Source organism: Apilactobacillus quenuiae, from assembly GCF_002994005.1.
Taxonomy (GTDB): Bacteria; Bacillota; Bacilli; order Lactobacillales; family Lactobacillaceae; genus Apilactobacillus; species Apilactobacillus quenuiae.
Window position 1 is genome coordinate 414,776 of sequence record NZ_POSN01000001.1, and the last position, 12,666, is coordinate 427,441.

11 protein-coding genes, 21 tRNA genes and 2 rRNA genes are annotated in these 12,666 nt (G+C 30.8%); 2 read left to right on the top strand and 32 right to left on the bottom strand.

What is annotated here, in order from left to right; genetic code table 11:
• Window positions 1-36 precede the first annotated feature (36 nt).
• Entirely contained in the window at window positions 37-153 is a 117-nt protein-coding gene (locus tag C7N44_RS02180; RefSeq protein ID WP_105956281.1) for a DUF4044 domain-containing protein, read from the top strand.
• Between the two features lie 80 nt (window positions 154-233).
• Here the strand turns inward: C7N44_RS02180 and C7N44_RS02185 are convergent, their stop codons facing one another.
• The 6 genes from C7N44_RS02185 to C7N44_RS02210 all read right to left on the bottom strand — a co-directional run bounded on the left by C7N44_RS02185 (window position 234) and on the right by C7N44_RS02210 (window position 6,399).
• Window positions 234-2,597: a DNA translocase FtsK gene (locus tag C7N44_RS02185; RefSeq protein WP_318530493.1), complete on the bottom strand. Its 2,364-nt coding sequence runs from the start codon at window positions 2,595-2,597 to the stop codon at window positions 234-236.
• A gap of 18 nt (window positions 2,598-2,615) precedes the next feature.
• Complete coding sequence (locus tag C7N44_RS02190) at window positions 2,616-3,128, bottom strand: tRNA (cytidine(34)-2'-O)-methyltransferase (protein ID WP_105956282.1); 513 nt, start codon at window positions 3,126-3,128, stop codon at window positions 2,616-2,618.
• 17 nt (window positions 3,129-3,145) lie between these two features.
• On the bottom strand, window positions 3,146-3,997 hold the full coding sequence (locus C7N44_RS02195; RefSeq protein ID WP_105956283.1) for a methyltransferase domain-containing protein: 852 nt from the start codon (window positions 3,995-3,997) through the stop codon (window positions 3,146-3,148).
• 92 nt (window positions 3,998-4,089) lie between these two features.
• Window positions 4,090-4,971 carry an RluA family pseudouridine synthase gene (locus tag C7N44_RS02200; RefSeq protein WP_105956284.1) on the bottom strand — a complete coding sequence of 294 codons (882 nt, stop codon included), beginning with the start codon at window positions 4,969-4,971 and terminating at the stop codon, window positions 4,090-4,092.
• Window positions 4,964-5,773, bottom strand: coding sequence for an NAD kinase (locus C7N44_RS02205; RefSeq protein WP_105956285.1), 810 nt, complete (start codon window positions 5,771-5,773; stop codon window positions 4,964-4,966). The genes C7N44_RS02200 and C7N44_RS02205 overlap by 8 nt, the downstream gene beginning before the upstream one ends.
• 2 nt (window positions 5,774-5,775) lie before the next feature.
• Window positions 5,776-6,399, bottom strand: a complete 624-nt coding sequence (locus tag C7N44_RS02210; RefSeq protein WP_404799031.1) for a GTP pyrophosphokinase — start codon at window positions 6,397-6,399, stop codon at window positions 5,776-5,778.
• A 175-nt stretch (window positions 6,400-6,574) separates the two neighbouring features.
• Here C7N44_RS02210 and C7N44_RS02215 point away from each other — a divergent pair, with 175 nt between their 5' ends.
• Window positions 6,575-7,216, top strand: a complete 642-nt coding sequence (locus tag C7N44_RS02215) for a DsbA family protein (protein ID WP_157945018.1) — start codon at window positions 6,575-6,577, stop codon at window positions 7,214-7,216.
• A gap of 14 nt (window positions 7,217-7,230) precedes the next feature.
• On the opposite strand, the gene C7N44_RS08175 is transcribed toward C7N44_RS02215, so the two are convergent.
• The 26 genes from C7N44_RS08175 to C7N44_RS02345 form a co-directional block, all read right to left on the bottom strand.
• Window positions 7,231-8,226 (bottom strand): competence protein CoiA, encoded by a 996-nt coding sequence (locus C7N44_RS08175; protein WP_105956307.1) that lies wholly within the window; start codon window positions 8,224-8,226, stop codon window positions 7,231-7,233.
• Between the two features lie 147 nt (window positions 8,227-8,373).
• Entirely contained in the window at window positions 8,374-9,237 is an 864-nt protein-coding gene (locus tag C7N44_RS02225) for an adaptor protein MecA (protein WP_105956288.1), read from the bottom strand.
• A gap of 67 nt (window positions 9,238-9,304) precedes the next feature.
• The gene (locus C7N44_RS02230; RefSeq protein WP_105956289.1) at window positions 9,305-10,045 is read right to left on the bottom strand and encodes an MBL fold metallo-hydrolase; all 741 of its coding nucleotides are present in this window, start codon (window positions 10,043-10,045) and stop codon (window positions 9,305-9,307) included.
• Between the two features lie 443 nt (window positions 10,046-10,488).
• Window positions 10,489-10,576 (bottom strand) — tRNA-Ser (locus C7N44_RS02235).
• Between the two features lie 6 nt (window positions 10,577-10,582).
• Window positions 10,583-10,655: transfer RNA gene (locus tag C7N44_RS02240), tRNA-Glu, on the bottom strand.
• A gap of 51 nt (window positions 10,656-10,706) precedes the next feature.
• Window positions 10,707-10,781: transfer RNA gene (locus C7N44_RS02245), tRNA-Asp, on the bottom strand.
• 4 nt (window positions 10,782-10,785) lie between these two features.
• Window positions 10,786-10,859: transfer RNA gene (locus C7N44_RS02250), tRNA-Met, on the bottom strand.
• A 13-nt stretch (window positions 10,860-10,872) separates the two neighbouring features.
• Window positions 10,873-10,945, bottom strand: a tRNA-Glu gene (locus C7N44_RS02255).
• 4 nt (window positions 10,946-10,949) lie between these two features.
• Window positions 10,950-11,037, bottom strand: a tRNA-Ser gene (locus C7N44_RS02260).
• 5 nt (window positions 11,038-11,042) lie between these two features.
• A tRNA-Ile gene (locus tag C7N44_RS02265) sits at window positions 11,043-11,117 on the bottom strand.
• A gap of 8 nt (window positions 11,118-11,125) precedes the next feature.
• Window positions 11,126-11,196: transfer RNA gene (locus C7N44_RS02270), tRNA-Gly, on the bottom strand.
• A gap of 16 nt (window positions 11,197-11,212) precedes the next feature.
• Window positions 11,213-11,285 (bottom strand) — tRNA-Phe (locus tag C7N44_RS02275).
• 9 nt (window positions 11,286-11,294) lie between these two features.
• Window positions 11,295-11,369, bottom strand: a tRNA-Asp gene (locus tag C7N44_RS02280).
• Window positions 11,370-11,373: 4 nt separating this feature from the next.
• Window positions 11,374-11,447, bottom strand: a tRNA-Met gene (locus C7N44_RS02285).
• Between the two features lie 6 nt (window positions 11,448-11,453).
• Window positions 11,454-11,541: transfer RNA gene (locus tag C7N44_RS02290), tRNA-Ser, on the bottom strand.
• 31 nt (window positions 11,542-11,572) lie between these two features.
• Window positions 11,573-11,646, bottom strand: a tRNA-Ile gene (locus tag C7N44_RS02295).
• 10 nt (window positions 11,647-11,656) lie between these two features.
• Window positions 11,657-11,730 (bottom strand) — tRNA-Met (locus tag C7N44_RS02300).
• A 33-nt stretch (window positions 11,731-11,763) separates the two neighbouring features.
• Window positions 11,764-11,837, bottom strand: a tRNA-Pro gene (locus C7N44_RS02305).
• A gap of 5 nt (window positions 11,838-11,842) precedes the next feature.
• A tRNA-Arg gene (locus tag C7N44_RS02310) sits at window positions 11,843-11,916 on the bottom strand.
• Between the two features lie 8 nt (window positions 11,917-11,924).
• Window positions 11,925-12,010: transfer RNA gene (locus tag C7N44_RS02315), tRNA-Leu, on the bottom strand.
• A 19-nt stretch (window positions 12,011-12,029) separates the two neighbouring features.
• Window positions 12,030-12,101: transfer RNA gene (locus tag C7N44_RS02320), tRNA-Gly, on the bottom strand.
• A gap of 5 nt (window positions 12,102-12,106) precedes the next feature.
• Window positions 12,107-12,179: transfer RNA gene (locus C7N44_RS02325), tRNA-Thr, on the bottom strand.
• Window positions 12,180-12,207: 28 nt separating this feature from the next.
• Window positions 12,208-12,280: transfer RNA gene (locus C7N44_RS02330), tRNA-Lys, on the bottom strand.
• Window positions 12,281-12,286: 6 nt separating this feature from the next.
• Window positions 12,287-12,359 (bottom strand) — tRNA-Val (locus tag C7N44_RS02335).
• Between the two features lie 10 nt (window positions 12,360-12,369).
• Window positions 12,370-12,486, bottom strand: a 5S ribosomal RNA gene (rrf, locus tag C7N44_RS02340).
• A gap of 68 nt (window positions 12,487-12,554) precedes the next feature.
• Window positions 12,555-12,666, bottom strand: a 23S ribosomal RNA gene (locus C7N44_RS02345); the annotation flags it as partial.

Below are 12,666 nucleotides of genomic sequence, written 5' to 3' on the forward strand. Positions count from 1 at the left end.
TGATAATATATATTTTTTAAGAAAGCGGTGCAATTAATGGCTAAAAAGAAAAAATCTAGATTTCAGATCATTACAATGATTTTCGTTTGGATCATGATTATTTCCACTTTAGGTGGATTAGTTCTAGGTTCATTATACACAGTATTATCATAATCATTTATAGAAATAAGTAGAATATTTAACAAATCAAAAATAATAAAAAATGGGGCCATTATAATGGTCCCATTTTTTATTTAATCAGAATCATCATTTGATTGCTTATAAACTTGTCGTGGCTTACTACCTTCCTGAGGGCCAATATATCCACGTTGTTCTAAATCATCTATAATTCTGGCAGCTCTATTATAACCGATTCTAAAATTACGTTGTAACAAAGAAGTACTTGCTTTTTGCTCATGAATAACAAATTTTAAAGCATCTCCAAATAAATCATCTTGATCTTCAACTTCTTCTTCTTTTTTCATATCTTCATCAGAAACAATCATTGAATCATCATAATCTGCTGTCTGTTGTTCTTTTATATAGTCAACAACATTCTCTACATCGTCATCTGAAATAAAAGCACCTTGAATACGAATTGGTTTATTTTTATCGACAGGTAGATATAACATATCACCACGACCAAGTAATTTTTCAGCACCATTAGTATCAATAATAGTTCTTGAATCGACCCCACTAGAAACAGCAAAGGCTATTCTAGATGGTACATTGGACTTAATCAAACCAGTAATAACATCTACTGAAGGACGTTGAGTTGCTAATATCATATGAATTCCAGCAGCACGCCCCATTTGAGCCAATCTAATAATCGCACTTTCCACTTCATTAGAAACTGTCATCATTAAATCAGCTAACTCATCAACAACTACTACAATATAAGGTAATGTTTGACGATTTCCACCATCTTCATGATTTAATTGCTTAATATATTTATTATAACTACTTATTTTTCGTTGATTATTTTTAGCAAACAAATCATACCTATTTTCCATTTCAGTGACAACCTTATTCAATGATCTTGCTGCCTTCTTAGGCTCAGAAACAACCGGAGTCAATAAATGCGGAATCCCATTATAGACACCTAATTCAACCTTTTTAGGATCAATAAGCATCATTTTAACTTCACTAGGCTTAGCATTTAACAATATGCTAGTAATAATCCCATTAATGGCAACAGATTTTCCACTACCAGTAGATCCTGCGATTAGTAAATGCGGAAGTTTGGTTAAATCAGTAGATATAACATCACCATTAACATTTCTTCCCAATGGCACGCTAAGTAGACTATGATTCTTATCTTGGGAATCTACAACATCTTTAAAAGACACTGTCGAAACATTCTTATTAGGAACTTCAATGCCAATTAATGACTTACCAGGGATTGGTGCTTCAATTCTGATGTCTTTAGCAGCAAGTGCTAAGGCTAAATCATCAGCCAAATTAACAATTTTGCTAACTTTAACACCAATTGCAGGATGAAGCTCATATTCAGTTACTGAAGGTCCTAAACTAACATTCTTTATTTCTGCATCAACACCGAAGCTATTAAGTGTCTTTTTCAATATAACAGTATTTTTATCGATTGCTTTATATTCATCCGATTGATCGGTTTGTTTAATTTCAGATAATAAATTAGATGATGGCAAATCATAGTCTTCATCACTATTTTCATTAATGTTGTCTATAATTGGATCATTATTTTCATCTTTTTGTTTGCTAATTACATCTGAAACTTTTTCGGATCTTTTATTATCAGCATTATACTCACTAGCTAGTTTATAATCTTTATTATTATCTTTTGGATTTTCAACATTTTCTTTTTTAGATTCAGATTTTATATCGTTATTTGAAGAATCCATCCAACCAGATAATTTAGGCTTAGGATCAGCATTAACTGGTTTATTTGTTTTTTCTTCCTTATCATTAATATTTGCTGTCTCTGAATCTTTATTGCCTATATCATGAACCTTTTTACCTATTTTTTGCGAAGACGCACCTATTTTTGCTGATAGATTTTCTGAATGCTTTTGAAACTTATCAAATATTTGATTCATTGATATATTAAATGAAATTAAAAATCCAACAACGATCATTATTATAGAAATAATCTCAGAACCCAAAATAGAAACTAAAAAGTTAAAAATAGTCAATAAAAAAGCACCAATTATTCCCCCGCCAATTGAACTATTGGATTTCATGCTTATAAAATCATCAGAAATTATATTCAATGTTTGTCTGATAAAATCGTTTTTATTATATCCAGAAAAATAAATTGCAGATAAAAACATTAATAGCCCTAAATATGTAATGATTACACCTAATATAATTCTCTTGTTTAAGTTAAGCTTTTTACCTTTTATTAAAAATATGATTCCGGTAATTAAAGTAATTAAATAAAAAACAATAACACTATCTCCAACAAAAAAGCGAAACAGATTATTAATAGTAATACCTAAGAAGCCCAATTGTAAGTAGCTAAATAAACTAATAAATATCATAAATAAACCAAACAAATAATTATTATATTTTTTATCAATTGAAAATAAATTTTTATTTGATTTTTTTGTACGTAAACTATTTTTGTGTTTTCTAGCCAAATATATTACTCCTTTAAATTATTTTAGCTTATCATGTTCATATTCATGACTTTTTTCTAACTTTGGAAAGTCTTGTTGTCTAAGCGCTTCATAAATAACAATTGCACAAGTGTTTGATAAATTAAGCGCTCTAATATGAGTATCATCTTGTGGTATACGAATAGCTTTATCACTATTCTTTCTCATAAATGGTTCAGGTAGACCTGTAGTTTCTTTCCCAAACATAAAGTAATTATTATATTTATCATCTGAATAATCACAATCAGTATAATCTTTACTAGCAAATTTGGAAACTAGGTGTAATTTATCTTTACCTCCTAGAGTATCCATAAATGCAGGCAAGCTTTCGTGATAATTAATATTAACTTTATCCCAATAGTCTAATCCAGCTCTTTTCAAATGCTTATCATCAACAGAAAAGCCAAGTGGCTTAATTAAATCTAAAGTGGTGTCAGTGCCTGCACATGTTCTGGCAATATTACCTGTGTTAGCAGGCATTAGTGGTTCAAATAAAACAATATGGTTAGTCATTTATATTATCTCCTATATTAAAACTTATTATCTAATATCGTTACATCAACCGTAACTGAATTTAAATTTTTTAATTCTTCCGTTTGTAAATCAATGGCATTTTTACCCCAGTGCATAGGTGTCATTAATATCATATCCTGTCTAATGCTTTCCGGTAAAGAAAATCTATATTTAACATTATATCTGACAGCATTGGGATAGTGTTTCATAAATAAATCTAAAACTTTAGTATTATCATAATCTTGTTTCTTATGATCATCTTTGTATAATTTTCTTCTTAATTCAATTAAGTAATTAGTATTAGGGATTACCTTTATTAGGTGACCATCCTTATTTATAATACGGTTAAACTCTTCATAAGAAGATGGCGAAAACATATCTGTAACAACTGAAATACTTTTATCATTAAATGGTAGTTGAGCCAAATCAGCAACACAATAGAATAAGTTATTACTTAATTCACTAGTTGCTAAATTAACACCTGGTTTGGATATATCAAAACCAATCGCATGATCTTGATTACTTCTACTTTCTTCAATTTTTTTGATAGGTGTTCCTTCACCGCTACCAACATCTAAAATAGTCTGTTTCCCGTTAGGTATTAAATCTGATATTTTATTAATAATACCATCAAATAATCCTGCATTAATCAATTTTCTTCTTGAATTTAACATCTCTTTATCATATTCAGTGCTAACTTTATGATTGATAAAATATAAAGTACCTTTTTTAGATATATCCATTGAATGATTGTTAGGACAAATAATAGAAAAATCATTGACCTTTTTATAACTTTTTCCACATGTAGGGCATCTAAATAAACTAATATTGTCTGATAAAAATTGCCTAGCAATTTCTATTTTTTTCATGATCAAATCTCCTTCTATTCAATATTATAGTATATCATATAAGCAAAATTTTAATATAGACAACAATAAAAGCTCCTTTAATAAAGGAGCTTTTATTTAATAATTTTTTTCATATCTTCTGGTAAAGGCGCATTACATTCAATATATTTGTTAATGAAAGGATTATAAAAAATGGTTTTATAACAGTGTAAAGCTTGCCTATTCATAATATGATTATTAGGATTATATAGCCAATCACCAATTAAAGGGTGTCCGATTGCTTTACAGTGAACTCTAATTTGATGAGTCCTTCCTGTATGTAATTTAACTTTAAGCACACTTAAACCATTTATCCTTTTATTAACCCAAAATTCTGTTCTAGACATCTTTCCACTATCACTGATGGTTCGTTTAACAAATGAGTCATTTTGTCTACCAATAGGTAAATTAATATCAACATGTTTAGAGTGAATATTGCCTTGTACAATGGCAATATAATATTTTTGAATACTGTCATCTTTAAATTGCTTATCTAAAACTGAATGGGCAAAATGATGTTTTGCAAAAATAACAATTCCACTGGTATCCATATCTAATCGATTAACAATATGTATTTTTTGATTTTCATATTGTTTTCTTTGAAAATAACCCTTAACACGATTAACTAATGTATCATCAGTATAAATTCTCGAAGGAATTGATGGTACACCTGATGGCTTATTCACTACTAAAAAATGTTCATCTTCGTAAATAATATCTATAGGCAAATTAGACACATTAAAGTAATCACCGCTAATTTCAGGAGGTAAAATCAATTTAATTTTATCTTTATTTTTTAGCATGAAATTAGCATATCTTTTGGTGTTATTTACAAACATCATCCCACCATGAAATTTAACTTGCTTAAGTAAGGTTCTCGTAACACCCTTAGACCCAAGAAAAGTTCTTAGTCTTATTGGAACTTTATTATAATTAACCCAATTAAATTCAGTCATTTTCATGTACTCCAATGAATGAGTTACTTACCCTTTTCCAAAAATGAGTGTGTCGATATTGAGCAAAATAAATTCGATCATTAGAAATAGAATAAGTAATCGATTCAATTGGCCTATTTTGTACCACTAACTGATCACAAGTTAAAATATTATGGTATGGATTGTCAGGAATAATAGTTATCCATTCATCAGGCGGAATGATAATAGGAGATCCTAGGGTTCTAAAAACTCTATTATTTATTGAAGCCATTTCAGAAACTTGCACAGCATCAAACTCAGGACTAATAATTGCTCCACCTACTGACTTATTATAAGCAGTGGAACCTGTTGGAGTAGCAACACATAAACCATCGCCTCTAAATTTTTCAAAAAATTCATTTTTAATATTTATGTCAGTAACCATAGTGCCATTTATTCTTTTAAGCGTTGATTCATTTAAAGCAACCATACTATCAGATGGTCCACCATCTTTATAATTAATATTTATAGACAATAATGGATAACTAACACTTTGACCATTATCATTCTCTAAGCTATCTACTAATTGTTGGACCTCATAATCTCTCCAATCAGTATAAAATCCTAAATGGCCTGTATGAATACCAACAAACCTAACATTATTAATTGAATCATTATAATGATGAAATGCGGATAATAAAGTTCCATCTCCACCAACGGATATTACAATTTGGGGATTTAATCCATCATATTGTAATTTTGAGGAATTATCAATTTTCTCTTTTAGTTGGTTTGCAACTTCATTTGAAGTGGAACCGTCATTACTATATATTGAAACTTTCATTATTAATCATCCCTATTATTTTTGTGGCTTTCAGATTGCTTCTCAATTAACTCATCACGAATTTCTGACATTCCTTCATCTAATTTAAATGCAGTTTCAGCTGATTCTTGTAGTCGCTTTTTTAAATCTTCTGGGAAAACACCATTGTACTTATAATTTAAAGAATGTTCAACAGTTGCCCAAAAATTCATAGCTAAGGTCCTTACTTGAATCTCTGCTAGTATTTTATGTTCTCCTGTAGACATTTCAACTGGATATTCAAAGACAATATGATATGAACGATAACCACTGGACTTTTCCTTATTAACATAATCACGTTCTTCAAGAATATTTATATCTGTTCTTTTGCGTAAAATATCTACCACTTGATAAATATCCTCAACAAAAGGACACATTATCCTTAATCCAGCAATATCTTCCATATCTTTAGATAATCTTTCTTCAGATATATATCTACGATTCATTTTTTCTTTAATACTTGAAATAGGCTTAACACGACCAGTAACAAATTCAACTGGACTTCTTTCACCAAATTGCAGGAATTCTTTTCTTATTCCTCGTAATTTTATTTTAAGTTCCCCTACTGCTTGTTCATAAGGAAATAAAAAGTGTTTCCAATTTTCTATCACTAGGAAAACCTCCTCTATTTAAGCCATTCATTGGATTATTTTACCATAATTTAATATAAGTAAAAAATTTATATAATATGAAAGCAAAATTATTGTATTTAGTAAATAATTTGGTATGCTAAGTGTTGTATATATTCGTATGGTGTTTTGATTATTTGAGGGAGGTAAAATTTTGTTTGAAATATTTCTTTTTGTAGATCCTTTATGCAAAGAATGCGAAAAGTCAGAAAAAACTGTCTTAAAATTATCAAAAGATATTGATTCAAAATTTAAGATTCAATTTATTCCTATATATAACCTAAAAGTAATCCAAACTGATTTTTGTCATTCAAATAATAGAATAAAAAAGATATTATCTTCAAGTGAATTATATAGTTTATATCATAATGTAGTTCTAGACTATAAAGCAGCATTATTCCAAGGTATGAAAAATGGAAAATCATTTTTTATGGATATGCAAAATAAAATTTTGGACCAAGGTATAAAATACACAGATAGTTTATCATTAGAAACAGCGAAAGAAAATAACTTAGACATATCAATGTTCCAAGAAGATCGTAGATCTAACCTTGCTAAAAATACAGTAGAAGAAGATCAGAGAATTGTAAAAAATATGAAGGTAAAAAAACCAGCTTCTGCTGTCATATTTAATTGTAACAAGCCAAATAGCGGTGTTTTAACTAATAATGTTTGTTATTCTGGATTATTTAATGCTTGTTGCAATAATAATTTAACAAAAGATAGTTTAAATGATATGATCAAAAGTTCTAAAAACAAATCAATCAAAACTTCTGGGTTTCATATAGTTAAATAAAAGAGCACTTAAAATTATATTTTAAATGCTCTTTTATTTTGGTAAACTTCTCTAGATAAATAATCTTTAAACCACAAGGGAGTAGTTAATAAGTAAATTACATTGCTCTTAACTTTAATAACTTTTTCATTAATCAAAGTGTAAATAAAACTTTTAAATTCATTTTTATAAAAAAAGTTTACATTTTCTATTAATGGAAATTTAGAATGAAATTCTATAAAACTTAATGATATATTAAATAAATCATTTACATTAATACCATCAGCAATTATATTTAGGCAATTCACTTTCCATAAAAAGAAGTTTTGATTAAAAATGGGATAAGAGTAATATTTTTTATTGCATAATAATGGGGATCCATCAACATTATTACCTTTTTCATAACAAGCATTTTGAACCTTCAATACTAATTTATTACCTAATATTATATTTTTCCTTAGATTCTTTGATAAACTATTTAATTCTTTTAAACTATTATCATATTTTAATAAGCAATGTTTGTTTTTTATAAAATTTAAAAGTTCTATAAAAGAATATACAATTTTAGACTGATAATTAGTTGTTCCATTTACTTCTAAACAATTATATCTAATCTCAACACAACCACTATTAAATAAGAAGAGAATATAAAAACCAACATTAGTAGAATAATAAAAAAATTTGGTAGTTGATTTTTTACTAAAATTTTTTCTATAATTACTTCCTAATATCCATAAAGAATGTATCCCTAAGCTTTTATATCCATTTACCCTTTCAATAAGTCTTTTTTCAGTTATAGGACTACATTGAAATTCAAATGCAATCTTATTATTAATAAGATCTGGCTTTTGCTTAATTTTATTAATAAAATATTCAATTTTTGTATTACTATTATTAATAAATTTAAATAAGTTTAATTTTCCAGTTAAATGTTCATTAGTTTCATGTTCCCCAATATTAGGACAGTCATTATTTTTAGAATGGGCAAAATGACTTACCTTTTCACTACCTTTTTTAAAATAACTAATGATTTACATATTGGACAAAAATATTTTTTATTTTTAAATGCATTACTAGCTAAAATAAGTTTATTATTATAATTTGCAATTAATATTTTGATCGCCCTATTATTATAAATACGAAAAAAGCCAGTAAAAAAATCTACTGGCTTTTAATTATTAAAAGTATTTTTTTATTGTTTGTAATGCATTAATTGAAATCATACTTTTACCTTTATCTTCTAAATTAGATAAGGAAATATTACTCTTTGATGAATATTCTAAAGCTACTGCAACATCTCTTTGAAACATAAGAATATCGTCGTTATTATACCCTTCTGGTAATGACATATACAAATAATAATTATTCTCATATTTATAAAGGTAGGTTTCTGGTAAATTATTATTTAAAGCTTTAGACATACCTACTAAATCATCAAATGAACTCAATTTAAGAATGATATTATTAACCATATGATTAGATGTTTTTCTATCTCTATCCATATTTTTTGCAGCATTAACTAATTGAGAAATAGAACTATTTACCATATGATTTTCATTTTTGTCTTCTAAGCTATCAATCTTATTTTTAAGTTGTCTTAGATAATTCAAGATATTATTTTTATTTTCCATAGTTAATGGTAGCTCATTAAAATCATTAATTTTATCTTTAAGCTCATTACTTATATTTCCTAATGAATTAGATGCAAAATTATTATCTTTTCCATTATCAGTAAGCTCAGAAAGCTTTTCTTTACTTATCTTGCCACTAGATAAATTGTTCTTATCAATATCTTTTTCAGTCAAATGATTATTTTTAATAAACATTTCCAATCCAGATTTATTAGGAACTACCTGAAATGTAACAGCAGAAGTATCTTTAAACTCTTTATCAGCATCAATTTCTTCTAAAATCCCATACAAAAAAGATTCAATACGATCTTCATCGCCAAGTAAGGATAATACGTCAACTCCACGTTCAGATAATTCATCATTGCTTATCATAACTTTAATTGTATCTTCATTTATACGTTGCATTTCCATAATTATGCACACCTCTTCTACATATAAATTTTATATCATATTGTAACTATAAGTAAACAATATTAACTTAAATATTAATTTGTAATCCTAATTTAGCAATATTTACTTTTGCATTAGAACCAGCTTCATCTCTTGTTTCATTTAATAATTCATCAAGACTACCATATTGCGGTAGATGACTAATGATAACATTTTTAGCGTTAGATTGCTTGGCTAAATATCCAGATTCTTTGGAAGTCATATGCCATTTAGTCCCCTTTTTATTTTTATAAAAATTAGTGTCCGTGATCAATAAATCAGCATTTTTACAAAAATTAATTAAACCATCGAAATATCTTGTATCAGCAGTAAATACAAATGATTTATTAGTACTTTTTTCAATAATTTTAACTGCGTAAGCAGAAACTGGATGTTTAGTTTTCATGAATTTAATTAAGAATGGCCCTAAATTTAATATATCATTTTCATGATATGGTATACCTTTTGTATCATTATTCCAAGTAAGTCCATCAAAATTTATTTTATCATTTATATTTCCATAAATAGGAAGAGTAGGTTCTTTCCTATTCTCAGTATTCAGTTGCCAGTAATATTCGAGAACCCCAATATCAGCTGTATGATCATGATGATAATGTGACAACAAAACTGCATCTAATTGTAAAGGATTCAAGTATTTCTCTAATTCTAATAAAACACCACTTCCACAATCTAATAACAAATTAAAGTTATTGCTTTGAATCAAATAACCACTTGTTCCTATTCCATTATATGGATATCCGCCATAATAACCCAATATTCTAATTTTCATAATTTCTCTCCTCTTACTTGTCTATATATACTTTTAGTGTAAATATGTATATGTAGTTTGTAAAACATTTAATAATCAGGAGAAAAAATAATGACAAAAAAATTACAAATAACTTTATTTAATTATTTATCAAAAAAATGTTAATAACATCAACAATTTTATTAACTATCTTTATTTCAATTTAAATGAAGATAGTCAAAAAATTTTTGATTCAAAAATAAAAGAAATAATTGATAATATTATAAAATTAAATATTAACTCAATTAGCATATTAAAAGAAACTTCTGGTAAAAGACAATTAATATTAATGACTAAATGGAATAATATTTTAGACTTTAATAAATGGTTCGATAAAAATAATATAACTAGTTTAAGCAACATTTCATTGAACTATAAAAAAGAGTAGACATCATTTAAATGATGTCTACTCTTTTTTATTACTAAGGAGAATGAGAGATTCGAACTCTCGCGTGGTTTGACCCACCTAGCGGTTTTCAAGACCGCCCCCTTCAGCCACTTGGGTAATTCTCCATAAAATGACCCGTACGGGATTCGAACCCATGTTACTGCCGTGAAAGGGCAGTGTCTTAAACCACTTGACCAACGGGTCTAAAATATAAAACAAAAAAAGATTATCCGAAAGGATGATCTTTTATAAAGACGGTTCGTACGAGACTCGAACTCGTGACCTCCTGCGTGACAGGCAGGCGTCCTAAACCAACTAGACCAACGAACCATAATTGCGGGAGATGGATTTGAACCAACGACCTCCGGGTTATGAGCCCGACGAGCTACCAGACTGCTCTATCCCGCGATAATATAAATAATGACCCGTACGGGATTCGAACCCATGTTACTGCCGTGAAAGGGCAGTGTCTTAAACCACTTGACCAACGGGTCGCAACGGAGAAGGAGAGATTCGAACTCTCGCGCCGGAAAACCGACCTACACCCTTAGCAGGGGCGCCTCTTCAGCCACTTGAGTACTTCTCCAAAAATGGGCCTAAATGGACTCGAACCATCGACCTCACGCTTATCAGGCGTGCGCTCTCAACCAACTGAGCTATAGGCCCATTACAAAAGCGGGTAACGAGAATCGAACTCGCGACAATAGCTTGGAAGGCTATGGTTTTACCACTAAACTATACCCGCATAATATTTAATTAAATGGCGCGGGACAGAATCGAACTGCCGACACACGGAGCTTCAATCCGTTGCTCTACCAACTGAGCTACCGAGCCATATTAAAGCGGTTCGTACGAGACTCGAACTCGTGACCTCCTGCGTGACAGGCAGGCGTCCTAAACCAACTAGACCAACGAACCATAATTGCGGGAGATGGATTTGAACCAACGACCTCCGGGTTATGAGCCCGACGAGCTACCAGACTGCTCTATCCCGCGATAATAAGGAGAATGAGAGATTCGAACTCTCGCGTGGTTTGACCCACCTAGCGGTTTTCAAGACCGCCCCCTTCAGCCACTTGGGTAATTCTCCATGTATATAATAAAATCAAAGCCCCATTATATGGACCTTGTAGGACTCGAACCTACGACCGGACGGTTATGAGCCGTCTGCTCTAACCAACTGAGCTAAAGGTCCAAGCCCTAAATCGCGGCGGAGGGGATCGAACCCCCGACCTCCCGGGTATGAACCGGACGCTCTAGCCAGCTGAGCTACACCGCGAAACAATTAAAAACAAGAGCACTTTGACCCTAATCGGGAAGACAGGATTCGAACCTGCGACCCCCTGGTCCCAAACCAGGTGCTCTACCAAGCTGAGCTACTTCCCGAAATATGCACCCAGTAGGACTCGAACCTACAACCTTCTGATTCGTAGTCAGACACTCTATCCAGTTGCGCTATGGGTGCAAAATAAATGCCGAGGACCGGGATCGAACCGGTACGGTTATTACTAACCGCAGGATTTTAAGTCCTGTGCGTCTGCCAATTCCGCCACCCCGGCATACTTAATGAATTGACAAAGCGGAAGACGGGATTCGAACCCGCGACCCCCACCATGGCAAGGTGATGTTCTACCACTGAACTACTTCCGCATAAATGCCGACTAGAGGATTCGAACCTCCGACCCCCTGTTTACAAGACAGATGCTCTGCCAGCTGAGCTAAGTCGGCATAAATTAAAAAAATTATTTAATTTTTATGAGCCGTGGCAGGTTCGAACTGCCGACCCTCTGATTAAAAGTCAGATGCTCTACCGGCTGAGCTAACGGCTCAATATATGGAGGATACAGGGCTCGAACCTGTGACCTCCTGCTTGTAAGGCAGATGCTCTCCCAACTGAGCTAATCCTCCATAATGTATAGCGCGGCAACTTCCTACCCTTGCAAGAGGCGATCCTCTAACTACTCTCGGCGTTTAGAAGCTTAACTGCTGTGTTCGGCATGGGAACAGGTGTATCCTTCTAGCTATCGCCACCACACTATTCTTTTAAAAGAACTTCGTTCTTTCAAAACTAGATATTATTATTCCTTTAGAGAACCACCTTACTTGGTTAAGTCCTCGACCAATTAGTACTAGTCCGCTCCATACATTGCTGCACTTCCACTTCTAGCCTATCTACCTAATCATCTCTTAGGGGTCTTACTTCCATAAAGGAATG